Origin of the sequence: Pelomonas sp. CA6 (genome assembly GCF_022549225.1) — a bacterium.
Lineage (GTDB): Bacteria > Pseudomonadota > Gammaproteobacteria > Burkholderiales > Burkholderiaceae_C > Roseateles.
On sequence record NZ_JAKZFD010000010.1, the window covers coordinates 1 to 24,806 of the forward strand.

General features: G+C 70.8%; 18 protein-coding genes. 7 read left to right on the forward strand and 11 right to left on the reverse strand.

Going from position 1 to position 24,806, the window contains the following annotated elements:
- Positions 1-36: 36 nt before the first annotated feature.
- The 3 genes from LZ017_RS16370 to LZ017_RS16380 form a co-directional block, all read right to left on the reverse strand.
- Positions 37-2,142 (reverse strand): esterase-like activity of phytase family protein, encoded by a 2,106-nt coding sequence (locus LZ017_RS16370; RefSeq protein ID WP_241397970.1) that lies wholly within the window; start codon positions 2,140-2,142, stop codon positions 37-39.
- An 86-nt stretch (positions 2,143-2,228) separates the two neighbouring features.
- On the reverse strand, positions 2,229-2,873 hold the full coding sequence (locus LZ017_RS16375; RefSeq protein WP_241397971.1) for a class I SAM-dependent methyltransferase: 645 nt from the start codon (positions 2,871-2,873) through the stop codon (positions 2,229-2,231).
- An 84-nt stretch (positions 2,874-2,957) separates the two neighbouring features.
- Positions 2,958-4,877 (reverse strand): DUF5666 domain-containing protein, encoded by a 1,920-nt coding sequence (locus tag LZ017_RS16380; protein ID WP_241397972.1) that lies wholly within the window; start codon positions 4,875-4,877, stop codon positions 2,958-2,960.
- A 285-nt stretch (positions 4,878-5,162) separates the two neighbouring features.
- Here LZ017_RS16380 and purL point away from each other — a divergent pair, with 285 nt between their 5' ends.
- Positions 5,163-9,203 (forward strand): phosphoribosylformylglycinamidine synthase, encoded by a 4,041-nt coding sequence (gene purL / locus LZ017_RS16385; RefSeq protein ID WP_241397973.1) that lies wholly within the window; start codon positions 5,163-5,165, stop codon positions 9,201-9,203.
- 19 nt (positions 9,204-9,222) lie between these two features.
- Here the strand turns inward: purL and LZ017_RS16390 are convergent, their stop codons facing one another.
- The 3 genes from LZ017_RS16390 to LZ017_RS16400 all read right to left on the reverse strand — a co-directional run bounded on the left by LZ017_RS16390 (position 9,223) and on the right by LZ017_RS16400 (position 15,007).
- Entirely contained in the window at positions 9,223-10,212 is a 990-nt protein-coding gene (locus LZ017_RS16390; RefSeq protein ID WP_241398197.1) for an LLM class flavin-dependent oxidoreductase, read from the reverse strand.
- A 47-nt stretch (positions 10,213-10,259) separates the two neighbouring features.
- Entirely contained in the window at positions 10,260-12,836 is a 2,577-nt protein-coding gene (locus LZ017_RS16395) for a PAS domain-containing sensor histidine kinase (protein WP_241397974.1), read from the reverse strand.
- Between the two features lie 191 nt (positions 12,837-13,027).
- A complete protein-coding gene (locus LZ017_RS16400; RefSeq protein WP_241397975.1) occupies positions 13,028-15,007 on the reverse strand; it encodes a U32 family peptidase in 1,980 nt (659 codons plus the stop codon).
- A 151-nt stretch (positions 15,008-15,158) separates the two neighbouring features.
- On the opposite strand from LZ017_RS16400, the gene LZ017_RS16405 reads away from it, so the two are divergent.
- Positions 15,159-16,145 carry an ABC transporter ATP-binding protein gene (locus tag LZ017_RS16405; protein ID WP_241397976.1) on the forward strand — a complete coding sequence of 329 codons (987 nt, stop codon included), beginning with the start codon at positions 15,159-15,161 and terminating at the stop codon, positions 16,143-16,145.
- Positions 16,146-16,211: 66 nt separating this feature from the next.
- Entirely contained in the window at positions 16,212-17,519 is a 1,308-nt protein-coding gene (locus LZ017_RS16410) for an ABC transporter permease (RefSeq protein ID WP_241397977.1), read from the forward strand.
- A 12-nt stretch (positions 17,520-17,531) separates the two neighbouring features.
- Here the strand turns inward: LZ017_RS16410 and LZ017_RS16415 are convergent, their stop codons facing one another.
- Positions 17,532-18,608 (reverse strand): S1C family serine protease, encoded by a 1,077-nt coding sequence (locus LZ017_RS16415; protein WP_241397978.1) that lies wholly within the window; start codon positions 18,606-18,608, stop codon positions 17,532-17,534.
- A gap of 70 nt (positions 18,609-18,678) precedes the next feature.
- Here LZ017_RS16415 and LZ017_RS16420 point away from each other — a divergent pair, with 70 nt between their 5' ends.
- The 4 genes from LZ017_RS16420 (at position 18,679) to upp (ending at position 22,180) form a co-directional block, all read left to right on the forward strand.
- On the forward strand, positions 18,679-19,422 hold the full coding sequence (locus tag LZ017_RS16420; RefSeq protein WP_241397979.1) for a DUF1624 domain-containing protein: 744 nt from the start codon (positions 18,679-18,681) through the stop codon (positions 19,420-19,422).
- A gap of 79 nt (positions 19,423-19,501) precedes the next feature.
- Positions 19,502-20,704, forward strand: a complete 1,203-nt coding sequence (locus tag LZ017_RS16425; RefSeq protein WP_241397980.1) for a glycerophosphodiester phosphodiesterase — start codon at positions 19,502-19,504, stop codon at positions 20,702-20,704.
- A 55-nt stretch (positions 20,705-20,759) separates the two neighbouring features.
- Positions 20,760-21,518 (forward strand): 23S rRNA (guanosine(2251)-2'-O)-methyltransferase RlmB, encoded by a 759-nt coding sequence (gene rlmB / locus LZ017_RS16430; protein WP_241397981.1) that lies wholly within the window; start codon positions 20,760-20,762, stop codon positions 21,516-21,518.
- A 29-nt stretch (positions 21,519-21,547) separates the two neighbouring features.
- Positions 21,548-22,180, forward strand: coding sequence for a uracil phosphoribosyltransferase (gene upp / locus LZ017_RS16435; RefSeq protein WP_241397982.1), 633 nt, complete (start codon positions 21,548-21,550; stop codon positions 22,178-22,180).
- 21 nt (positions 22,181-22,201) lie between these two features.
- Here upp and LZ017_RS16440 read toward each other — a convergent pair whose 3' ends face one another.
- Genes LZ017_RS16440 through LZ017_RS16455 form a run of 4 tightly spaced genes read right to left on the reverse strand, consistent with a single transcriptional unit; the run spans position 22,202 to position 24,771 of the window.
- Positions 22,202-22,582, reverse strand: coding sequence for a VOC family protein (locus tag LZ017_RS16440; protein ID WP_241397983.1), 381 nt, complete (start codon positions 22,580-22,582; stop codon positions 22,202-22,204).
- Between the two features lie 37 nt (positions 22,583-22,619).
- The gene (locus LZ017_RS16445; RefSeq protein ID WP_241397984.1) at positions 22,620-23,171 is read right to left on the reverse strand and encodes a chromate transporter; all 552 of its coding nucleotides are present in this window, start codon (positions 23,169-23,171) and stop codon (positions 22,620-22,622) included.
- On the reverse strand, positions 23,171-23,767 hold the full coding sequence (locus LZ017_RS16450) for a chromate transporter (protein ID WP_241398198.1): 597 nt from the start codon (positions 23,765-23,767) through the stop codon (positions 23,171-23,173). The genes LZ017_RS16445 and LZ017_RS16450 overlap by 1 nt, the downstream gene beginning before the upstream one ends.
- Positions 23,764-24,771 carry a D-2-hydroxyacid dehydrogenase family protein gene (locus LZ017_RS16455; RefSeq protein WP_241398199.1) on the reverse strand — a complete coding sequence of 336 codons (1,008 nt, stop codon included), beginning with the start codon at positions 24,769-24,771 and terminating at the stop codon, positions 23,764-23,766. The genes LZ017_RS16450 and LZ017_RS16455 overlap by 4 nt, the downstream gene beginning before the upstream one ends.
- Positions 24,772-24,806 lie beyond the last annotated feature (35 nt).

Sequence of the window (24,806 nt, forward strand, 5' to 3'; positions counted from 1 at the left end):
GGAGCGATCCGGCCCTTGGCGTTCATGCCCGCGGCGTCAGGGCAGGGTGTAGCTGGCCAGCGCCTTGGGGAACTTGATCAGCCACAGCCGGGTGGGGCGCACGGACGCCTCGGCGCGGGCCACGCGCGCGCCCACCGCGCCGGCGGCGCAGCTGCCGTCGTTGACGATGGCGCCGGCGGCGTCCACCGTGCACGCGGTGATGTCTCCGGCGAGTTCCTTGCCGTCCTTGTCCACCAGCACGGTGCGCAGGCCGAAGTCGTTGTCGTTGATCAGCGCCACGGTCTGCTCGTCGACCAGGGCCAGGCCCTCGGCCTTCTCGGCGGTCCAGCCGATGGCATTGAGGTCCAGCAGCAGGGTCTTGCGCAGCTTCACCAGCGCGGCCCAGGGGTGGGCGGTGGCGGTGCTGCCGTCAATGCTGTTCTGCTCCAGTTCGATGCCGTCGGCCTTGATGTCGGTGACGCCGGACGGGATCTCCACCAGCATCAGGAAGTTGCGCACCTTGCCCGCCGCGTCGGCGCCTTGCTCGATGACCAGGAACTTGCCGTTGGGCAGGGCCAGCAGGTCACCCAGCTTGGCGCTGCCGGTGCGGTTGCGGTCCCACTTCTCGCCGGCGACGGCGTAGTTCAGCGGATAGGCGTAGAGCTTGGAGCTTTCCGTGACCGGATCGAATTCCAGCCAGCGCGTGAACTGGGCGTAGTCCTTCACGTTGACCTTGTCGGTCTTCTTGCCATCGCCGTTGAGGTCGCTCGCGTCCACCGCCTTGATGGACTTGCCGGCAGCGTCCAGCGGGTCGACCGGGCTTTGCAGGAAGCCGTGCAGCTTGCCGTCGGCGGCCAGGGCCAGGCCTTCCATGCCGCGGTTGGCGCGGCGCTGCTTGAGCACCTCGGGCAGGTCGGCGGCGCCGGAGCCCGGCTGGTACTTCTTCAGGATCACGCCCGTGTCGGCATTGATCTTGACGATGAAGGGGCCGTACTCGTCGGAGGTCCAGAACACCTTGTTCTTGGCGTCGTAGACCAGGCTTTCGGTGTCCAGGCCGTTGGGGCCGAAGGCGGCCTTGGCGGCGTCGTACTTCATGCCGTCGGTCAGCGGGATCTCGACCGGGTTGCCGACGCTGCGCGGCAGGCCGGTGATCTTGGTGCTGGCGTCCAGCTTGATGGGCATCAGCGACTTGATCTGCGCGCCGTCCTTGCCCACCGAGATCAGGCCGATGGACGGCGCGAAGCTGGGGGCGGGGAACATCTTGGTGATGCCGGTCTTGCCGCTGGCATCGCCGGGGATGGGGGCATTGGGGCTGTCGCCATTGGGGCCGCGGTCGGTGATGCCGTAGAACTCCAGGCTGCCGTCCGCGGCTTTGCCCTTGAAGGCCAGGCCGGAACCGACGGCCGGGAAGAAGCCGTTGGCGAAGTCCTTGCGGGCCTCGGCGTTCGTGCCCTCGTAGGGCACGTACAGCGAGGGGTCGGCCGTCAGCTGAAAGCGGGTGACGCTGACCTCGCCGCCAGCGCTGGCCTGGTTGCTCTTGCTGGTGTTGTGGCTCTGGCCCAGCTGAGCGCCCAGCACGCCTTCGACGAAGTGCTGGCGGGCGAGGGCCAGCCGGGTCGCGTCGGGCTTGCGGCCACCGTAGGCCTTGCCGGATTTGTCGGTGGCGACGATGCCGTTGAGCCGGGTCTGCAGATCGCCGAGGAAGGCGGCCGAGGCCTGCTTGAAGTTCAGGCTCTGGCCGGCCAGCGCGCTCGCGGCCTCGGCGCTGATGCGGATGCCGTTGGTCGGGTCGTCGTCCTCGTCCAGCGACTGCAGGAACATCAGCAGATGGCCGACCTGTTCGTTGTCGTCCGAATAGTTGACGGTTCCGGCCAGGTCCAGCGCGGTGACCAGGCTGGCGCAGCGCGCCGTGCCCAGCTCGATGCCGCCGACCTTGAAGCTCACGCTGTCGCCGGCCAGGCAGTCGAACTTGCCGCTGGCGTCCGTCTTGCCCGATTTGCCAGAGGGGCTGGCGCTGTAGGCCACGCCTTCCACCGCCGAGTCCAGCAGCACGCCGCTCATCGCCGCGGGCACCGGCGTCGCCGGGCTTTCATCGCCATCGCCCCAGCATCCCGCCAGCCCGAATGCCGCGGTCAGCGCGGCGCCCCACATCTTCTTTTGCATCTGCTTTCTTTCGCCTGACCCCGTCGTGGTCGTGTCGGTGGAAGGCCGAATCTAGCGACGGGGCGTGAAAGAAATATGGCAGTGCGCTAAGCGGTCTCGCGGCGGGCCAGGAATTCCCAGCAGGACTTGGGCGCGCCGTAGCGTTCGGTCCGGCTCTTGTCCAGCTGCAGCAAGGTCCAGTGCGGCGTGTCGAACAGCGCCAGCAGCTTGGCGCGGTCGAAAAACTGCTTGGGCACGCCGTCCACCAGCACCGGGGCCCAGCCGCTCGAATCGGGCGGCGCGCCATAGTGCCAGTCGTCGTCGGCGTTGACGCAGCCCAGCAGCAGCCCGCCGGGCCGCAGCACGCGCGCCGCTTCCTGCCAGGCCTTGCGGCTGTCGGCGTGGTCGAAGTAGTGCAGTGACAGATGGGCCACGACCAGGTCGAATTCGCCCGTGCGCAAGGGGCCCAGGTCGCGCAGGTCCAGCCGCAGGTGGCGAGCCGCGGGCGTGCGGCGCTGCGAGCGTTCCAGCGCCTGGGCCGACAGGTCCACCGCGGTCACAGCCCAGCCCCAGGCCGCGAGCAACTCGGTTTCGCCGCCGTCGCCGCAGCCCAGATCCAGCGCCGCGCCCGGCGCGGGCAGGCGCGCCTGCCAGCCGGGCAGCCAGCCGTCGGGCGTGGCCAGGCCCTGGTTTCGGTAGCGCTGCTCCCAGCGCGCGGCCGCGGCGCGGTCGGCGGGCTTGCTCGTCGTCATGCGCCCAGTGTGGCATGGCGGCGGGCGCCCAAGAAAAAGCCGCCTGCGTCGGCAGGCGGCTGTCATGGCGGGGCGGGGAGGGGATCAGCCGGGCAGGAAGTGCAGCTTCACCGCGACCAGCACGCCGTTCTGCACCGTGCCCTTGACCTCGACCTTGGCGCCGTTGGCCAGCTTGCTGGCATTGCCGTCCACCCATTGCACGCCGCTGCCGCTCGCATCGACCCACTGGCCGCCGACGCGGAAGCTCGCGGCGCTGGCGTAGTCGGTGATCAGGCCGGTGACGTAGGCCAGGTCGCGGCCTTGGTCGTCCTTGTCGCCCTCGATCTCGACCTTGACCGCACTCAGCGTCACGCTGCCGTTGGCGCTGCTGACCTGGGCGACGACGCTGACGCGCACGCCATTGACCAGGTCGGCCGCGCTGTTGGTCTTGGACTCGAACTGGGTCGTGTTGGTGATCTGTACCGTGTTGCTGCCGACCTTGAAGCTGCTCGCGCCGACGTCATAGGCCAGGCCCGAGAAGCCCACGGTCTTCAGGCCGGTCACCGGCTGCAGGAAGGCGATGCTGGTGGCATTGAACGCGCCGCTGCTGGCCGAGTAGCTGCCCTCCACGGCGACCATGCCGCCATTGGCCAGCTGCGCGGCGGACTTGCCGTCGGGGCTGAACTTGGTGCTGTCGCTCCACTGCACCTTCACGCCCAGCAGCGTGAACTGCTTGGCCGTGCTGTCCAGGCCGCCGATCGCACCGGCCAGCTTGGCCGGCTTGTCGCTGGGCGGCGGGGTCACGCTGATTTCCTTGGCCAGCACGCCGCTGGCGCTCAGGCTGCCGGTGATCTGCACCCAGGTGCCCACGGCCAGATCGCTGGCCTGGCCCTTGGTGAAGCTGGCCTGGCTGCCGTCGACGACGGTGCCGCGCACGCTGAAGTTGGCCAGCGACACATAGTCGGTGACCTGGCCCACCAGCAGCGCCTTGATGGCCGTGTCCTGCTTGAACACCTTCAGCGTGTCGGCCGCCAGCACGCCGTTGCTGACCTTGCCCTGCGCCAGGGCCAGCGCGCCGTTGACCACGTCGGCGGCGCTCGTGCCCTCGGTGAGCTTGGCATTGCTGGCGTCGACCTGCACGTCGCCGATGCGCATCGAGGCCAGGCTCTGGAAGGCCGAGATCACGCCGCCGACGCTGACGCCATTGCCGTCCGGCAGCTTCTTGGCCTTCACCTCCACCTGCTTGGCGGCGAGCACGGTCTGGCCGCCCGTGGTCGTGGGCGCGCTCAGCGAGATCACGCTGACCAGCTTGTTGTTCTCCAGCACGGCGCCGGTGGGCAGCACATTGGCCTGGCTGTAGTCCACGACCACGCCGCTGTTGCCCTGCAGGCCGAAGCGCTTGTTCGTGCTGTCCAGCGACTGGATCGCGCCGCTGAGGCGGAAGACCTCGGTGCCGCCGTTCTTGGCCTTGCGCTCGATGCGTGTCGCGGTGATGCGGCCATCGCTGCCGACCGTGCCGTAGACGCGGATCAGGTCGCCGATCGCCAGCTGGCCCAGCGCGGTGAAACCGTCGAACACGGTGGGCAGCTGCCCGCTGGCGACGGTCTGGATGGTCTGGCCGAACACGGTCACGGTCCCCGCCGTGGCATCGACCGCTCCGATGGTGCCGACCAGCGCGAAGTTGACGGTCAGCGCCTGCAGCACGCCGTCCTTCACATCGGCCTGCACCCGCATGCCGGTGCGCAGGTCGGCGAGCGTGCCCGCGGTGCTGGCATCGGCCATCTTGGCGAAGCCGACCCGCGCCTGGCTGTCGTCGTAGCGCACGCCGTCGATGACGACGCTGCCAAAGCCGGTGATCGTGCCGTCCAGCATGCTGATGGTGGCGGGCGCCGGGTTGGCCGGCGTCTGGGCATTGCTGCTGGTGTCGGTCCCGCCGCCGCCACCGCCGCCACAGGCGATCAGCAGGCCGGCGGACAGGGCCATCGCGGCCACGGTGCTCATCCAACGGAAGCGAGGGAGTCTCATGTCATACCTCTGATGAAACGATGGAATTGGGCGAAATTCGCCCGTAAATCCCACTTTAGGGGGTATCGACGCGACACTGTTCGCGGCTTTGTAAGTCAACGTGACAGCGCCACCCATGATTCGTGACGCTTTTCACAACCCGCGGGTAGGCGCCGCGGAGGCGACCCCAGGGCGCCGGCAGGGCGGGCCCGGTGGGGCGCTCGGAAGCACGCCGCGGGGCGCGGGCTAAAATGGCGGGCTCTTTGTCTGCCGCGGCGCGCGCGGCGCAAACACCCCCGGGATTCCATGGTCAGCACCACCTCCTCCAAGCATCTTGTTCACTTCGAGGGGGGGAATGCCCTCTCCGCCTTCCGCGCCCAGGCGCTGCTGGCGCGGCTGCAGGCGCTGCATCCGGCCATCGCCGAACGCGTGGACGCCCTCCATGCGCGCCATGTGCACTGGGTCTGGACCGACAGCCCGCTGGACGCCTCGGCGCAGGACAAGCTGGCCGCGCTGCTGAACTACGGCGATCGCTACGAAGGCCCGGCCGAGGGCGCGCTGATCGTCACCGCGCCGCGCCTGGGCACGCTGAGTCCCTGGGCGTCCAAGGCCACCGACATCGCGCACAACTGTGGCCTGGCGATCCGGCGCGTGGAGCGCGTCACCGAGTACCGCCTGGTGCTGAAGAGCGCCGGGCTGCTGGGCAAGGTGACCGGCGGTGCCGTCGGCGGCGTCAAGCCGCTGGCCCAGGAGGAACTGCTCGCCTGCGCGGCGCTGCTGCACGACCGCATGACCGAGAGCGTGCTGTTCGCGCGCGAGGACGCCCGCCATCTGTTCGACGACAAACAGGCCGAGGCGCTGGCCCATGTGGACGTGCTGGGCCGCGGCCGCGCCGCGCTGGACGAGGCCAATGGCGCCTGGGGCCTGGCGCTGTCCGAGGACGAGATCGACTACCTGGTCGCCGCCTTCCAGAAGCTCGCCCGCAACCCCAGCGACGTGGAACTGATGATGTTCGCGCAGGCCAACAGCGAGCATTGCCGGCACAAGATCTTCAACGCCCAGTTCACCATCGACGGCGAGGCGCAGCCGCTGTCGCTGTTCGGCATGATCCGCAACACCGAGAAGTGCCATCCGCAGCACACGGTGATCGCCTATGCCGACAACGCCGCGGTGATGGAAGGGCATGTGATCGAGCGCTGGATGCCGGCGGGCGACCAGCGCGCGCCGCAGTACCAGGCGCGCCAGGAGACGGCGCATGTGCTGATGAAGGTCGAGACGCACAACCATCCGACGGCGATCTCGCCGCACCCCGGCGCGTCCACCGGCGCCGGTGGCGAGATCCGCGACGAGGGCGCGACCGGCCGCGGCTCCAAGCCCAAGGCCGGCCTGACCGGCTTCTCGGTGTCCAACCTGCACCTGCCCGGGCTGGCCGAGCCCTGGGAGCAGCAGCCGGTGGGCAAACCGGCCCACATCGCCAGCGCGCTGCAGATCATGACCGAAGGTCCGCTGGGCGGCGCCGCGTTCAACAACGAGTTCGGCCGGCCCAATTTGGCGGGCTACTTCCGTGTCTATGAGCAGCAGGTGGACGGCGTGCAGCGCGGCTACCACAAGCCCATCATGATCGCGGGCGGCCTGGGCGCGATTCGCGCCGACCTGACGAAGAAGATCGAGTTCCCCGCCGGCACCTTGCTGATCCAGCTGGGCGGCCCGGGCATGCGCATCGGCATGGGCGGCGGCGCGGCCAGCTCCATGGCCGCCGGCACCAACACCGCGGACCTGGACTTCGATTCCGTGCAGCGCGGCAACCCCGAGATCCAGCGCCGCGCGCAGGAGGTCATCAACCACTGCTGGGGCCTGGCCGAGAACAACCCCATCCTGGCCGTGCACGACGTCGGCGCGGGCGGCATCTCCAACGCCTTCCCCGAGCTGGTCAATGACGCCGGCCGTGGCGCCACCTTCGACCTGCGCCAGGTGCCGCTGGAGGAGTCCGGCCTCGCGCCCAAGGAAATCTGGTGCAACGAAAGCCAGGAGCGCTATGTGCTCGCCATCGCGCCGGACAGCCTGCCGCTGTTCCAGGCCATGTGCGAGCGCGAGCGCTGCCCCTTCGCCGTGGTCGGCGTGGCGACCGAGTCGCGCGAGCTGGTGCTGGAAGACGGCCCCGGCGGCGAGCGCGCGATCGACATGCCCATGGACGTGCTGCTGGGCAAGCCGCCCAAGATGCAGCGCGACGTGCGGCGCGTGCAGCGTTCGGGCGGCGTGCTGGACCTGACCGGCGTGGCGCTGGACGCGGTGGCGACCACCGTGCTGCGCCACCCGACCGTGGCGTCCAAGCGCTTCCTGATCACCATCGGCGACCGCACCGTGGGCGGTCTGAACCACCGCGACCAGATGGTCGGGCCCTGGCAGCTGCCGGTGGCGGACTGCGCGGTGACGCTAGCCGACTTCAAGGGCTTCGCCGGTGAGGCGATGAGCATGGGCGAGCGCACGCCGCTGGCGGCGGTGGACGCGCCCGCCTCGGGTCGCATGGCGGTGGCCGAGGCCATCACCAACCTGCTCGCCGCGCCCATCGAGCTGTCCCGGGTGAAGCTCAGCGCCAACTGGATGGCCGCCTGCGGCGAACCCGGCGAGGACGCCGCGCTGTACGACACCGTCAAGGCCGTGGGCCTGGAACTGTGCCCGGCGCTGGGCGTCTCCATCCCGGTGGGCAAGGATTCGCTGTCCATGCGCACGCGCTGGACCGAGGCTGGCGGCGAGGTGCGCCAGGTCACCGCGCCGGTGTCGCTGATCGTCACCGCCTTCGCGTCGCTGGCCGATGTGCGGGGCACGCTGACGCCGCAGCTGCGCGAGGGCGACACCACGCTGATCCTGGTCGACCTGGGCCAGGGACGCATGCGCATGGGCGGCTCCATCCTGGCGCAGACGCTGAACCAGTTCGGCGGCCCGGTGCCGGACCTGGACGACCCGGCGCTGCTGAAGAACCTGGTGGCCGCCGTCAATGCGCTGCGCGCCGAGGGCAAGCTGCTGGCCTACCACGACCGCAGCGATGGCGGCCTGTTCGCCGCCGTCTGCGAGATGGCCTTCGCCGGCCGCCGCGGCGTCAGCCTCAACGTGGACCTGCTGGTCACCGAGGGCGACGGCATCAGCGACAGCCGTGCCGAGTACGGCGACTCCAAGAACTGGGCCGGCCAGGTCAGCGCGCGCCGCGAGGAACTGACGCTGAAGGCGCTCTTCAACGAGGAGCTGGGCGTGGTGCTGCAGGTCGCCTCCGGCGAGCGCGACGCGGTGCTGCAGACCCTGCGCGCGCACGGGCTGTCGCGCCACAGCCATGTGCTGGGCAAGACCAACGAACACCAGCAGCTGGAAGTCTGGCGCGACACCAAGAAGGTCTTCGCCGCCGGCCTGGCCGAGCTGCTGGAGGCCTGGGACCAGGTCTCGTGGCGCATCGCGCGCGAGCGCGACAACCCGGTCTGCGCCGACCAGGAACACGAACAGGCCCGCGACCCGGCCCAGCCCGGCCTGCAATGGGCGCCCAGCTTCGACCCGCTGGACGACGTCGCCGCGCCCTATGTGGCGCGCGCCAGCGCGCGGCCCCGCGTGGCCATCCTGCGCGAGCAGGGCGTGAACTCGCACGTCGAGATGGCCTATGCCATGGCGCTGTCCGGCTTTGACAGCTTCGACGTGCACATGAGCGACCTGCAGGCCGGCGCGGTCGACCTGGCGCAGTTCAAGGGCTTCGTCGCCTGCGGCGGCTTCTCCTACGGCGACACGCTGGGCGCGGGCGAGGGCTGGGCGCGGTCCATCCTCTTCAACCCGCAGCTCAAGGACGCCTTCGAGGCCTTCTTCGGCCGCAGCGACAGCTTCGCGCTGGGCGTGTGCAATGGTTGCCAGATGCTGGCTGCGCTGTCGCCCATGATCCCCGGCGCGCAGGACTGGCCCAAGTTCACGCGCAACAAGAGCGAGCAGTTCGAGGCCCGTCTGAGCCAGGTGGAGGTGCTGGATTCGCCCAGCCTGTTCTTCGCCGGCATGGCCGGCAGCCGTCTGCCGATCGCGGTGGCGCATGGCGAGGGCTATGCCGACTTCTCGCAGCGCGGCGACGCCGGCCGCGTGCTGCGCGCGATGCGCTTCGTCGACGGCCACGGCCAGCCGACCGAGCGCTACCCGACCAACCCCAACGGCAGCCCGCAGGGCCTGACCGCGGTGACCACGGCCGACGGCCGCTTCACCGCGATGATGCCGCACCCCGAGCGCGTGTTCCGCAACATCCAGATGAGCTGGAGCGGCGGCGGCGCGGGCGATGCCAGCCCCTGGCTGCGCATGTTCCGTAACGCGCGCAAGTGGGTGGGTTGAGCCCGCGCGCGCGGGCCGGTCAGGCCTGGTTCAGCTCGGCCAGCAGCCGGTAGGAATGGCGCCGCGCGTCGGCGTCGTGCACCGGGCAGTTGACGATCAGCTCGTCCGCCCCGGTGCGCGCCAGCGTCTCGCGCAGCGCGGCGCGCACCGTGTCGGGTGAGCCCACCAGCGATTCGGCAAGCATGCGCTCCACCGCCAGCCGCTCGCCCTCGCTCCACAGCCCGTCCATGCAGTCGACCGGGCGAGGCAGAGGGCCGCGCTGGCCGCGCTGCATGCCCAGGAAGCGCTGCTGCAGCGAGGTGTAGAGACGCCGCGCCTCGGCATCGCTGTCCGCGACGACGACGTTGAGCCCCACCATGGCCTGCGGGCGCGGCTGGGCGGGGCTGGGCCGGTAGCCCTCGCGATAGAGCTGCAGCGCCTGCATCAGCTGGGCCGGCGCGAAGTGCGAGGCAAAGGCGAAGGGCAGGCCGAAGGCCGCGGCCAGCTGCGCGCCGTACAAGCTGGAGCCCAGGATCCAGATCGGCACCTCGGTGCCCTGACCCGGGATCGCGCGCACGACCTGACCCTCGCGCGCCGGCGCCAGATAGGTCTGCAGCTCCCGCACGTCCTCGGGGAAGCGGTCTTCCATCGCACTGGACAGGTGGCGGCGCAGTGCGCGCATCGTCGGCCCGTCGGTGCCCGGCGCGCGGCCCAGACCGAGGTCGATGCGGCCGGGGAACAGCGTGGCCAGCGTGCCGAACTGTTCGGCCACGGTCAGCGGCGCGTGGTTGGGCAGCATGATGCCGCCCGAGCCCACGCGCAGTGTCGTGGTCGCGGCGGCGATCTGCCCGATCAGCACGGCGGTCGCCGACGAGGCCACGCCGTCCATGTTGTGATGCTCGGCCACCCAGTAGCGCCGGTAACCCAGCGCCTCGGCATGGCGGGCGAGTTGCAGCGATTCCCGCAAGGCGTCGGCGGCACTGCGGCCTTCGGCGATGGGGGCGAGGTCGAGGATGGAGAGGGGCACCAGCATGGCCGCAGTCTAGGCGCCGCCTGCAAAAGCCTGGGCCGGCAAGGCTATTGGTTTGCTGGCCTGAACTGCGGCGCCACGTAGGGGAGGCGGAAGACGAAACGGCTGCCCTGTCCCGGCGCGCTGTGCAGCTCCAGCTCGCCGCCCAGCGGGCCGGTGACGATGTTGTAGACGATGTTCAGCCCCAGCCCGGAACCGCCACGGCCCAGCTTGGTGGTGAAGAAGGGGTCGAAGGCGCGCCGCCGCACCTCGTCGCTCATGCCGCGGCCGTCGTCCGCCACCTCGAGCAGGAAATGCTGCGCGTCCAGCGGCCGGCCGACGATGCGCAGGCGGCCCTGATCGCGGCCCTCGAAGGCGTGCAGCAGCGCGTTTTGCAGCAGGTTGCCGAGCACCTGGCCCAGTGGGCCCGGATAGCCGTCCACCTGGCGCTCGACTTCGATCTGCGACTCCAGCTGGAAGGGCGTCGTGCGCCAGCGCGCGCGCGCCAGCCCGAGCACGTCGTTGACCACCTCCTCCAGCTGGAAATGGCGCCGCTGCTCGCTGGTCTGGTCCACCGACAGCTGCTTGAAATGCGTCACCAACTCCGCGGCCGCGTGCAGGCCGCGCAGCAGCAGCTCGCTGGAGGTGCCGGCATCGACCAGGTAGTGCTCCAGCACCGAGCGGCGCAGGCTGCCCTGGGCCATCGCGCGGCGGACTTCCTGCGTGCGCTCCGACAGCGTGGAGGCGGTGGTGAGGCAGTTGCCCAGCGGGGTGTTCAGCTCGTGCGCGACGCCGGCCACCAGCGAGCCCAGCGCGGCCATCTTCTCGGAGCGCAGCAGCTCGTCCTGGGCCTGGTGCAGGTGCTCCAGCGCCTCGCTGAGCTCGCGCGTGCGCGCCTGCACGCGCGCCTCCAGCTCGGCATTGAGCGTCTGCAGTTCGCGCTCGGCCTGCAGCTGCTGGCCGATGTCGCGCGCCACCCAGAGATGCCCGATCGGCTCGCCGGCGCGCGACAGGACCCGGCTGATGGTCAGCGAGACCTCGACGCGGCGGCCATCGGCGCGCACCAGGACGCGCCGGCGCGCCGTGCCATTGGCCAGCGGCGCGGGGTCCCCACCCGCGCTGGCCTCCAGCGTGTGCAGGTCTTCCTCGGCGGCCAGCGTCAGCGGCAGGCCGTGCCAGGTGTTGTCCCGGTACCGGCCCAGCAGCGCCGGCGCCAGCCCCAGCACCTCGCGCGAGCGGTAGCCCAGCATGCGCTCGGCGCCGGCGTTGAAGACCAGCACCCGGTCCTGCGCGTCGGTGGCGATGATCGCGACCTCCACCGCGGCGTCCAGCACCGCCTGCAGGCGGTCTTTCATGGTCTGGGCGTCGGCCTGCGACTGGCGCAGGCGCGCCTCGGCCTCGCGGGCCGCCGTGATGTTGCGGCCGATGCCGCGATAGCCCTGGAACTGGCCCTGGGCGTCGTAGAAGGGGGCGCCGCTGACCGTGACGTGACGTAGCCGGCCGTCGGGCTGGTAGAGCGAGTACTCGAAGTCGCGGAAGGTTTCGCGCCGCTGCAGGCAGGCCTGGTGCGCGCGCCAGTCCATCGGCAGCAGGCCGGGCAGCTCCCAGCGCTGGCGGCCCAGCACGCTGCCGGCGTCGGGGTCGCTGGCGTCCTCGCCCAGGCGCGACACATAGGTGAAGCGCAGCTGCGCGTCCTGCTCCCAGACCCAGTCGCTGGCCAGCATGGCCAGCGTGCGGAAGCGGGCCTTGGAGGACTCCATGTCATCCTGCAGGCGCAGGGCGGCGTCGACGCGCGCGCGCAGCTGCCGGTTGCTGCGCCGCAGCCGCCAGGCCTGATGCAGCAGCCCGGCCATCAGCAGCGCTAGCGCCGCGCAGATCCAGGGCAGCAGCCACAGGGGGCGCGGGGAGGGCGCGGCCAGCAGCGCCGGGTCGACCGCGCGGCTGAGCACCCAGCGTGCACCGGGCATGCCCAGCGTCGTGCGCAGCGAACCCTGGTCGGCCGCGGCGGGGCTGCCCCACAGCAGCCGGCCGGCCGGCGTGCCGCCGTCGTCCTGGCTCAGGCTCAGGTCACCCGCTTGCGCCGGGTCCAGTCCGGCCGCCCGTAGCAACAGATCCAGGTCGGCGACCAGCGCGATGCGCCCCCAGTAGCGGAGTGCGCCACCGCCCTCGCCGGGCAGGTAGAGGCTGCGCTGTTGCACCAGCGCGCTGCGCCCGCCGGGCAGCGCGATCGGGCCGAGCAGGTGCGCTGCGGGGCCGTGCCGCGGCGCGGCGGTGGGCGCGCGCTCCGCGGCGCCTGGGGCGGGCTCGCGCGCCGCCGCTTCGTCCAGCGCGGCCGCCCAGTCCGGCTGCACCTGGCCCAGGCTGGGGCCCTGGGCCGGCGTCACGCGCAGGCCGCGTACCTGCGGCGGCAACGGCGGCGCGCCGTCCATCAGACGACGCCAGCGCGCCTCGCTCAGTTCGCCGTCGGCCTGGATCAGCGCGGCCAGCGTCGCGGCCGGCTCGAAGCTGGCCCGGCCGGCGGTCTCCAGGCGTTCGCGCAGCAGGTCCAGCGCGTCGGCGGCCTGGCGCCGCTGTTCCTCCTGCCGCTGATCCTGGCGCAGTGCCAGCAGCGCCCAGCCCAGCGCGAACAGCAGCAGGGCGAGCATCAGCGTCAGCGGCCAAGGCGCCGGCGCATTCCAGATCGCTCTCCGAGGGGCGTGGAGAGGACGGGCTTCGGGCACGACACCGGGGTCGGGGCGCATGAGCGGGGCGGGAACTGCGGCGGCCCACCGACGCTAACACAGGCCGGCGCGGGCGGCGCGGCCTGGCGCCCCCCGACAACAAGGGATGACCCGGGCTAGCCTGCCGCGGCGCCGGGGCGGCTGCGGTAGAACTGCAACGGCTGCGCCGCGACCTCGTTGAGCACGCCGCGCTTGATCTTGCCCACCACATGCATCTCGCAGGGCTTGCAGTCGAAGCGCAGGGTCAGCTTCTCCTTGCCGTTGATCAGCTGCAGCGGCTCGGCGCGCACCGTGCCCTGCACGCCGGTCACGCCCTTGGCCTGCTTGGGGCACAGCGACAGCGAGTAGCGCACGCAGTGCTTGGTGATCATCAGGCTGACCTCGCCCAGTTCCTCGTGGCTTTCGTAGGCGGCGTCGACCACGCGGACGCCATGCTTCAGGTAGAACTGGTGCGCCGCGTGGTTGTAAACGTTGGCCAGGTAGCTCAGTGTGTCCTCGGGGTAGGGCACCGGCGGCTCGACGGGCACAGCGCGCGGCAGGCGCATCCAGGCCTGGGCGCGCGCCTGTTCCAGCGCGGCGATGCCGTCGCGGCGCAGCGCGTTCAGCAGCGACGCGGGCCAGAAGCCCGGGGCGCCGCCGTGCAGCGGCTGCAGGCTGATCTCGCGTGCCTCGAAGAGGGTGTTGCCCAGCCGGGCCATGGCCTCGCGCATCGCGGCCTCGGCCCGCGCGGCGTCGCGCGCCGGTTGGCGCTCATGCGTCAGTTCGACGTAGGCCGCATGGTGGTCCTCGTCCTGCAGCTGCAGCGCCAGGCCGTCCGGGGTCTCCATGAGCATCAGGTCGACCGCGATGCGCCGCTCGGCGGTGCGTTCGCCGGCGATCATGCGGTCCCAGGCCATGTCGCGGTTGCGTGACAGGGCCACGCCCTTGCGCAGGTCCTTCAGACTGTCCATGGGCTCATTGGGCCAGGCGCGCCAGCGCGCGCCGCCCAGCGGCTCGGCGATGTTGACGCGCAGGCCGATGAGTTCTTTCTGCAGGTCGAAATAGGTCAGCGCGTCGCCGTTGTTCAACGCCGCGACGCCGTCGTCCAGCGCCAGCTCGAAATGATCGGCCGCCGTCTTCGTGACATAGCCCAGCGGCAGCCCGGCGTGCTTGGGCGTGTCGAAGGCGCCGATGTCGTCTTTGCGGCCGTTGACGAAGTAGTCGGTGCTGCCGCGGTTGAAGCTGCGCTCCGGGTCAGGCGTGAAGAGCAGCCGGGTGTGGCCGCTGGACGCGCGCGCCAGGTCGGGGCGCTGCGCCAGCAGCTCGTCGAGCAGGCGGCGGTAGTGGCCGGTGATGTTCTTCACATAGGCCATGTCCTTGTAGCGGCCCTCGATCTTGAAGCTGCGCACCCCGGCATCGACCAGCGCGCGCAGGTTGGCGCTCTGGTCGTTGTCCTTCATGGACAGGACATGCTTCTGGTGCGCCACGATTCGGCCCTGGCCGTCGACCACCTCGTAGGGCAGGCGGCAGGCCTGCGAGCAGTCGCCGCGGTTGGCGCTGCGGCCGGTGTGCGCATGGCTGATGAAGCACTGGCCGCTGTAGGCCACGCACAGCGCGCCGTGGACGAAGAACTCCAGCACCGCGCGGTCCAGCTGCTGCGCCACCGCGCGGATCTGCGGCAGCGTCAGCTCGCGCGCCACCACCACCTGCGAGAACCCGGCGTCCTGCAGGAAGCGCGCTTTTTCCGGCGTGCGGATATCGCATTGGGTGCTGGCATGCAGCTGCAGCGGCGGCAGGTCCAGCTGGGTCAGGCCCATGTCCTGCACGATCAGCGCGTCCACGCCGGCGTCGTAAAGCTGCCAGGCGAGGCGGCGCGCGCCTTCGAGTTCGTCGTCGCGCAGGATGGTGTTGAGCGTGACGAAGATGCGCGCGTTGAAGCGGTGGGCCTCGCGCACCAGGCGCTCGATGTCGCCGATCTCGTTGCCGGCGTTGTGGCGGGCGCCGAAGCTGGGCCCACCGATGTACACCGCATCGGCGCCATGGTGGAGGGCGGCGATGCCGATGTCGGCCGTCTTGGCCGGGGCCAGCAGTTCCAGATGTTTGGGGGAGGCGCTCATGGGCGGCGATTTTATCGGCCGCCCCGTGCTCGCGTGCCCCGCATTCCGCGCCTTCTGCCTGCCTTTGGCGGCGCGCTGAGGCCGTTTGGTCGCAGCGCCATGGCGCTGCCCCAGGGGCTGCCTACACTGCGGCGCAACCCAGGAGCCCACGATGAACGACACCCTCCACCCCCAGGTCTCGCCGCCGGCCGCCGCTGCGGACGAGGTGCTCAGTGCCAGTGGTCTGCGCAAGCGCTTCGGCACGCGCGAGGCGGTGCGCGGCGTCAGCCTGTCGCTGCGCCGCGGCGAGATCCTCGGACTGCTGGGGCCCAACGGCGCCGGCAAGTCCACCACGGTGGCGATGCTGTGCGGCCTGCTGCGCCCCGACGCCGGTACGGTGCAGGTGCTGGGCCAGCCCATTGGCGCCGACGCCGATCCGCGCAAGGCCCGCATCGGCCTGGTGCCGCAGGAGCTGGCCTTGTACGAGGTGCTCAGCGCACGCCAGAACCTGGAGGCCTTCGGCCGCCTCTATGGACTGGGCGGCGGGCTGCTGGCCGGGCGCATCGAGCGCGCGCTGGCGCTGTCGGGCCTGCAGGAGCGCGCGCGGGACCGGGTCGACGGCTTCTCGGGCGGCATGAAGCGGCGGCTGAACATCGCCTGCGCGCTGCTGCACGAGCCGGACATCGTGGTGCTGGACGAGCCCACCGTGGGCATCGACCCACAAAGCCGCAACGCGATCTTCGACACGTTGGAGCAGCTGCGCGACCAGGGCCGCGCGCTGATTTACACCACCCACTACATGGAAGAGGCGCAGCGCCTGTGCGAGCGCCTGGTCATCATGGATCACGGCGAGGTGATCGCGCAGGGCCGCCTGCGCGAGTTGCTGGCCGGACTGGCCGGCGCCTGCGTGCTGCGCCTGCAGTGGGCGGCGGCGCCGGGCGCGGAGCTGGAGGCGCGGCTGCGCGCGCTCGCCGGCGTCCAGGCGCTGCAACGCCTGGACGAGCGAACGCTGCGCCTGACGCTGGCCGGCGCCGAGCATCTGGCGCCAACCTGCGCGGCGCTGGGCGCCCTGGGCCTGCCGCTGCAGGGCCTGCAGACCGAGGAGGCGAGCGTGGAGCAGCTCTTCCTCGCGCTGACCGGCCGCCAGCTTCGCGACTGACCCGGACTGCCCCCGGCTTTGAGTAACCCATTTCGTGTGACAACGAACCGCAGGACTGGAGAAGCGATGAATCTGTCGGCACTGGCAGCCTTGGTCCAGGTGCAGCTGAGGCTGTACCTGCGCAACCGCAAGGCCTTGATGATCCACCTGGCCATGCCCATCCTGATCGCGGCCTTCTTCGGCTCGCTGTTCGGCGGCAAGGGCGGCGACATGCCCACCCATGTCAAGGTGGCCCTGGTCGACGAGGACCGCAGCGAGCTGAGCCAGGCGGTGATGACGGCGCTGGCCGCCGATGCCGCGCTGGAGGCGCGCCGCCTGGCGCGCGACGAGGCCCAGGACCTGGTGCGCCAGGGCAAGCTGCCCGCGGCCCTGGTGTTGCCCGCCGGCTTCGGCGACTCGGCCAGCCGCGCGCTGCTGAGCGGGCACAAGGCCCAGGCCGAGATCCTCTACGACCCGTCGGACGCCATCACGCTGAATCTGCTGCGCGGGCTGCTCGCCCAGTATGCGATGCGCGAGACGCTGACGCGCAGCTTCAGCGGGACCGCGGGCCGCGAGCGCCTGGCCGAGACCCTGCAGTCGCTGGACCGCGCTCAGGGGCTGCCGACGGAACACCGCGAGCACCTGAAGGGCTTGTTCACCCATCTGCAGGCGCTGCAGTCCGAGCCGCAGGCGGCTGGCGCCGCGGCCTCGGCGGCCTCGGGCCCGGCGGCCCTGGGGCAGGCGCTGTCGCTGCCCTACGAGCTGAAGGAAGAGGCGCTGAGCGCCGGGCACAGCGGCTACAACGGCTATGCCCATTCCTTCGGCGGCATGGGCGTGCAGTTCGTGCTGATGCTGGGCGTGGAGCTGGGCGTGGGCCTGCTGCTGGCCCGCCGCGGCGGCCTGTGGCAGCGGCTGCGCGCGGCGCCGCTGTCGCGCGCCACGCTGCTGGGCGGCCATTTCATCAGCACCACGCTGATCGCCAGCGGCGTGCTGGCGCTGGTGATGCTGGCGGGCATGGCGCTGTTCGGCGTGCGGCTGCATGGCTCGGCGCCGGGGCTGGCGCTGATCGTGCTGGCCTATGGCTTCTTCACCGCCGGCTTCGGGCTGCTGCTGGCGGCGATCGGCGGCTCGCCGGAGGCAACGCGCGGCCTGGCCATCATGGCCAGCCTGATGATGGTGATGCTGGGCGGCGCCTGGGTGCCCAGCTTCGTCTTCCCGCGCTGGCTGCAAGACCTGACCCTGTTCGTGCCGGTGCGCTGGGCGGTCGACGGCCTGGACGCGATGACCTGGCGCGGCCTGGGCCTGGACGCCGCCTGGCCGGCCGTGGCGGTGCTGATGGGCAGCGCGGCACTGATGGTGCTGCTGGCGGTGTGGCGCTTCCGTTGGGAAGAGTAGGGGGCGCGGCCCTCAGTCGGCGGACGCGGCGAGCAGCGCCTGCACCTGGCGCGTGCGGCCGCCGTTCCAGACCGTCAGCGTGACGCGTTCGCCGACCTGGCGGGTTTCCAGCAAGCTGAGCATGTCGTCCAGGTCGGCCACCTCCTGGCCGTTGACCGCGGTGATCACGTCGCCGGACAGGATGCTGCCGTCGCGCGCGCGGCGGAAGGCCTGCAGCCCGGCGGCCGCGGCCGGCCCGCCGGCCTGCACGGCCACCAGGGCCACACCCTTGGGCAGGCGCAGCGCGCGGCTCAGGTCCTGCGAGCCGGCGGTGACGCCCAGCGCGGGGCGGATGAAGCGGCCGTCCTTGATCAGCCGCGGCACGACGCGGTTGACCTCGTCGGCGGGGATCGCGAAGCCGATGCCGGCGCTGGCGCCGCTGGGGCTGTAGATGGAGGTGTTGACCCCGATCAGCCGCCCGGCCGAGTCCAGCAGCGGGCCGCCGGAGTTGCCGGGGTTGATCGCCGCGTCGGTCTGAATCACCCCGCGTATGGTGCGCTGGGTCATCGATTCGATCTCGCGGTTGAGCGCCGAGACGATGCCGCGCGTCAGGGTCTGGTCCAGGCCGAAGGGGTTGCCGATCGCATAGACGGTCTGGCCCACCAGCAGATCGCGGCTGCTGCCCAGCGGGATGGGCTGAAGCTTGTCGCGCGGCGCACTGATGCGCAGCACCGCCAGGTCGCGGTCGGGAAAGGCACCGACCAGGCGCGCCGCGTAGCTGCTCTGGTCGGCCAGCGTGACGCGGGCGGCGTCGGCGCCCTGGATCACGTGGAAGTTGGTCACGACGTGGCCCTGCTCGTCCCAGACGAAACCGGTGCCGGTACCGCGCGGCACCTGGCTCACCGCGCGCGAGAAGAAATCGCGCTGGGTGTCCAGCGTCGTGATGTGCACCACCGAGGGCGAGGCCTTGCGGAACAGCTGGGTGGTCTGCTGTTCCTGCGCCTCCAGCGGCCCGCGGGGCGTGATCGCGCGCGGCTGGGCCTGCAGCGCGGCGCAGAACAAGACCAGCGCCGCGGTCGCGGCGCCATGGAGGAACAGCTTGAGAGTCATGGGCGGATGGGTGTGCGGCGCCCCATCGTCGGGGCTTCGCGCGGATTATGGCTAGACTGCGGCTCCCACCATGACACAGGCCCCCGCATCCCCGGTTCCCGCACGGCCCGTGCGCCACGCACGCCTGGACGCGCTGCGCGGCTTGGCCATGGTGTGGATGACGGTCTTCCATTTCTGCTTCGACCTGAGCCATTTCCGGCTCATTCAGCAGGACTTCTACCGCGACCCCTTCTGGACCTGGCAGCGCGTCGCCATCGTCAGCCTGTTCCTGCTCTGCGCGGGCATGGGGCAGGCGCAGGCGCTGGCCCAGGGGCTGCCGGCGCGGCGCTTCTGGAAGCGCTGGGGCCAGATCGCCGTCTGCGCGCTGCTGGTTTCGGTGGGCTCGTGGTGGATGTTCCCGCGTTCCTACATCCATTTCGGCGTGCTGCACGGCATGGCGCTGATGCTGCTGTTGCTGCGCTTCGGGCTGCACCGGCTGGGCCCCGGGCTCTGGCTGCTGGGCCTGGCGGCCGTGCTGGCGCCGCAGCTGCTGGCGCACCCGCTGTTCGACGGTCGCGCGCTGAACTGGGTGGGCCTGGTGACGCGCAAACCCATCACCGAGGACTATGTGCCGCTGCTGCCCTGGCTGGGCGTGATGCTGTGGGGCTTCGCGTTGGCGCGCACCGCGGCGCTGCGCCGCTGGCTGGCCGGTCCGCTGCCGCGTGCGCTGTCGCCGCTGGCCTGGCTGGGGCGCTGGTCGCTGAGCTACTACATGCTGCATCAGCCGGTGATGATCGGGCTGTTGATGCTGGGCTTGGCCCTGTCGCCGAACTGAGCGGCGGCGCGCGCGGCGGGCTTCATGGCGCCGTCATGCGGTGTGCGAAGAATGCACGGGATCACTGCCGGAGCCCCCCATGACCCCGTTTCGCAACTGCCCCATCCTCGCCCTGAGCCTCCTGGCGACCGCCGGCCTGCTGAGCGCTTGCGGCGGCAGCGACGAGACGCCGCTGCCCACACTGGACGGACGTGCGCCGCTGGTGGTGGGGCACCGCGGCGCCTCGGGCTATCTGCCCGAACACACGCTGGAGTCCTACACGCTGGCCATCCAGCAGGGCGCGGACGTGATCGAGCCGGACCTGGTGTCGACCAAGGACGGCGTGCTGGTGGCCCGCCATGAGCCCATGCTCAGCGGCACCACCGACGTGGCCAGCCGTCCCGAGTTCGCCGCTCGCAAGACCACCAAGATGGTCGATGGCGATGCCACCACCGACTGGTTCGTGGGCGACTTCACGCTGGCGGAGCTGAAGACCCTGTACGCCAAGATCGCGCCGGCGGACCGTCCGCAGGGCAACGACGGCAAGTTCCGCATCCCGACGCTGCAGGAGATCATCGACCTTGCCAAGGCCAAGAGCCGCGAGACTGGCCGCACGATCGCGATCTATCCCGAAACCAAGCATCCCACCTTCCACATCGAACAGGGCCTGCCGCTGGAGGACCGGCTGGTGAAGGCGCTGGTGGACGCGGGCTGGAACAGCAAGGAGGCGCCCGTCTTCGTGCAGAGCTTCGAGCCCGGCAGCCTCAAGGCCTTGCGGGCCAAGGGGCTGCAGGTGCGCATGGTGCAGCTGATCGACGCCGACTGGGTCGACTTCATGACCGGCCAGACCACGTATGACGCCATCGCCTGGGCCCGTCCTTACGACTGGACCAAGGCCGGCGACACGCGCTTGTACAGCGTCATGGTCACGCCGGCCGGGCTGGCGGAGATCAAGACCTATGCCGACGGCATCGGGCCCTGGAAGCCCTACATCGCCTCGCTGAAGTACACGCTCGATGCGGCGGGAAAGCCGCGCGACATGAACGGCGACGGCAAGCTGGACTGGAGCGACGCCAGCAGCATGGCGCCCACCTCGCTGGTGGCCGATGCCCACAAGGCGGGGCTCTTTGTCCATGCCTACACCTTCCGCAACGAGAAACGCAACCTGGCCTACGACTTCGGCGGCGATCCCCAGAAGGAGTACCTGCTGTACTTCCGGACCGGGCTGGACGGGCTCTTCTCGGACTTCCCGGATACCGCGGTGGCGGCTCGCGGCGCCTATCTGAAGGAAATGGGCCACTGAACCGTCCTTGCGCCGGGCCGGCCCCGGTGCTCGCCGCTGCGGCGACAATCGCGGCATGAGCGCCTCTTCCTCCTCTCCCTCCAAGACCCAGATCCTGTTTGGCTTCCACGCCGTCACCGTGCGGCTGAAGACCGCGCCGGACTCGGTCCAGGAGATCCATTTCGACGCCACGCGCCGCGACCAGCGCATGCGCCAGTTCCTGGACCGTGCCCGAGACGCCGGCGTGCGCCTGATCGACAGCGACGACGAGCGCCTGCACAAGCTCTGCGGCAACCACCGCCACCAGGGCGTGGTCGCGCGCGTCAGCGCGGTGGCGCGCTCGCATTCGCTGGACGAGGTGCTGGACGGCGTCGACGGCGCGCCGCTGGTGCTGGTGCTGGACGGCGTGACCGACCCGCACAACCTCGGCGCCTGCCTGCGCGTGGCCGACGGCGCGGGCGCCCATGCGGTGGTGGCGCCCAAGGACCATGCGGTGGGGCTCAACGCCACGGTGGCCAAGGTCGCCAGCGGCGCGGCCGAGACCGTGCCCTACCTGATGGTCACCAACCTGGCGCGCACCCTCAATGAGTTGAAGGAACGCGACATCTGGGTTGTCGGCACCTCCGACCGGGCCGAGAAGACCCTGTATGACCTGGACCTGAAGGGCCCGGTCGCGCTGGTGCTGGGCGCCGAGGGCGAGGGCATGCGCCAGCTCACCGCCAAGACCTGCGACGAGCTGGTGCGCATCCCCATGCAGGGCGCGGTGGAGAGCCTCAACGTCTCGGTCGCCGCCGGCGTCTGCCTCTACGAGGCGCTGCGCCAGCGCAAGGGATAATCGGGCCAACTCATCCCCCCATTGCCACCATGCCCGTCATCGAAGTCAAACATCCCCTGGTCAAGCACAAGATCGGCCTGATGCGCGAGGCCGACATCTCGACCAAGAAGTTCCGCGAACTGACGGGCGAGGTCGCGCGGTTGCTGGCCTACGAGGCCACCGCCGATTTCCCGCTCGAGAAGACGACGATCGACGGCTGGTGCGGCCCGGTGGAGATCGACCAGATCTCCGGCCGCAAGGTCACGGTGGTGCCCATCCTGCGCGCCGGCCTGGGCATGCTGGACGGCGTGCTGGACATGATGCCCAACGCCAAGGTCAGCGTCGTCGGCCTCGCGCGCGACCACGAGACCCTGCAGCCGGTGAACTACTTCGACAAGTTCGTCGGCCATCTGGGCGAGCGCACCGCGCTGATCATCGACCCCATGCTGGCCACCGCCGGCTCCATGATCGCGACGGTGGACCTGCTGAAGAAGCGTGGCTGCAAGGACATCCGCGCGCTGGTGCTGGTCGCCGCGCCCGAGGGCGTGGCCGCGCTGCAAAAGGCCCACCCGGAGGTGCGGTGCTGGACGGCGGCCATCGACTCGCACCTCAACGAGCAGGGCTACATCATTCCCGGCCTGGGCGACGCCGGCGACAAGATCTTCGGCACGAAGGACGCCTGAGGCCCCCTTCGCACCAGCGCGTCATTCGGCGGCCTGGTTGATCACGGCCTCGATGCGATGGCCATCCGGGTCGACCAGGAAAGCGGCGTAGTAATGCGGCCCGTAGTGCGGGCGCAATCCCGGCGAGCCGTTGTCCTGCCCGCCGATGCGCAGCGCATCGCGGTGGAAACGGTCGACCGCCGCCCGGTCCGGTGCGGCGAACGCGAGGTGAAACCCTGGCCCGGCGGCGATCGCCGGCGAGCGCAACTTCAGGCAGAGCTTGTCCTTGCCGTCTTCGACGCCATAGCCGATGGCGGTGTCGTCCTCGAAGACGCGCCGAAAGCCCAGTGCGCCCAGGGCCGCGTCATAGAAACGCCCGCTCAGGGCAAGGTCCGCGACCGGCAGTGAGAGGTGATGCAGCATGGGCGTCGGTGTGTCGAGTGGTCGAATCCTTCGGCCTTCAGACCCAGCCCAGCGCCCCCGCCACGCCGCCGGCCAGCACCATCCACACCAGGCTCAGCCGGGTGCGCAGCGTCAGCGCCACGGTGGCGGCGATCAGGGCCAGGGTGGCCCAGCGATGCTCGGGCACGAGCAGATAGGGCTGGGCGAGCAGCCAGCCGGTGGCCAGCATCAGGCCCAGGGTCAGCGGGGCCATGCCCAACGTGAAGGCACGCACGGCCAGGCGCTCGCGGTTGGCGCGCGCCCAGCGCGTGGCCACCATCACCAGCGTGGTCGAGGGCAGCATGATGCCGAGCATGGCCGCCGCGGCGCCGGGCAGGCCGGCCGTGTTGTAGCCCAGCACGGCCACGAAGAGGATGTTGGGCCCGGGCGCGGCCTGGGCCAGCGCGATGGAGCTGGTGAACTGGGTGTCGGTCAGCCAGTGGCGCTGGTCGACCAGGAAGCGGTGCATCTCCGGCGCGGTGCTGATCGCGCCGCCGATGGACAGCAGCGACAGCATCAGGAAATGCAGCATCAGCTGCAGCAGCAGGCTCCAGTCCCAGGCCGTTCCCATCAGTCCGCTCCCTCGCGGCCGCGCAGCGCGCGCCAGGCCAGTGCCATGCCCAGGCCGCCCACGCCCAGCACCACCCAGACCAGCGGCGCCCGCCACACCACGGTGGCGGCGATCACCAGCGTGGCCAGCAGCAATGCCGGCCGCAGCCCGACGGGGTTGGCGCGCAGCGAAGGCAGCAGCTTGAGCCCGGTGGCCAGGATCAGCCCGGCCGACACCGCGCCCATGCCGCGCAGCGCGCCCTGCAGGGTCTGCGCATGCGGGGATCCATCCGACCAGCCCGCCGCGGCGGCGGCCAGCCCCAGCACGATCAGGGCCGGCAGCAGCAGCATGCCGGCCAGCGCCATCAGCGCGCCGCGCAGGCCGAAGAAGCGGTCGCCGATCATCAGCGACAGGTTCACGACGTTGGGTCCCGGCAGCACCTGGGCCACCGAGAGCATCTCGACGAACTCCTCGCGCGTGAGCCAGCCCAGGCGCTCCACCAGTTCGCGCTGCGCCACCGCCAGCACGCCGCCGAAGCCCTGCAGCGCCAGCCGGTTGAAGGCCCAGAACAGCGCGCCGGGGCTGTGCGGGCGGGATGTCGGGGCGGCCGGGTTCAGCGCAGGACCTTCAGCGCGTCGGGGTTGACGATGTTGCTGGGCTGCCCTTTGATGTAGTTCAGCACGTTGTCGAAGGCGGCGCTGAAATACATCTCGTAGCTGTCCAGCTCCACATAGCCGATGTGGGGCGTGCAGACGGCGTTCTCCAGGCGCAGCAGCGGATGGCCTTGCAGGATGGGTTCGCTCTCGAAGACGTCCACCGCCGCCATGCCCGGCCGGCCGCGGTTCAGCGCGTGCACCAGCGCGCCGTCGGCCAGCAGCTCGGCGCGCGAGGTGTTGACGAACAGCGCCGAAGGCTTCATGCGCGACAGGTCCTCGGGGCCGATCTGGGCACGCGTCTCGGGCGTCAGGCGCAGGTGCAGGCTGAGCACGTCGCATTGCTCGAAGAAGCTCTCGCGGCTCTCGGCCGCCAGATGGCCATCGGCCTCGGCGCGCAGGCGCGAGGCCTCGCTGCCCCAGACCACCACCTTCATGCCAAAGGCCTTGCCATAGCCGGCGACCAACTGGCCGATGCGGCCATAGCCCCAGACGCCCAGCACCTTGCCGCGCAGCACCATGCCGATGCCGAAATTGGCCGGCATGGACGCGGCCTTGAGGCCGGACTGCTGCCAGGCGCCGTGCTTGAGGTTGCCGATGTACTGCGGCAGGCGGCGCATCGCGGCCATGATCAGCGCCCAGGTCAGCTCGGCCGGCGCGACCGGGGAGCCCACGCCCTCGGCGACCGCGATGCCCAGCCGTGTGCAGGCCTCCAGGTCGATGTGGGCGCCGACGCGGCCGGTCTGCGCGATCAGCTTGAGGCGGGGCAGTTTTTCCAGCAGCTGGCGGTTGAACTGGGTGCGCTCGCGGATGGTGACCAGCACGTCGGCGTCACGCAAGCGGATGGACAGCTGGCCCAGTCCCTTCACCGTGTTGGTGTAGACCTTGGCGTTCAGCGATTCCAGCTTGTCGGCGCAGCGCAGCTTGCGGACCGCATCCTGGTAGTCGTCGAGGATGATGATGTTCATGGCGTGCGCGGCCATTTTGCACCGCCTCCGCGGCC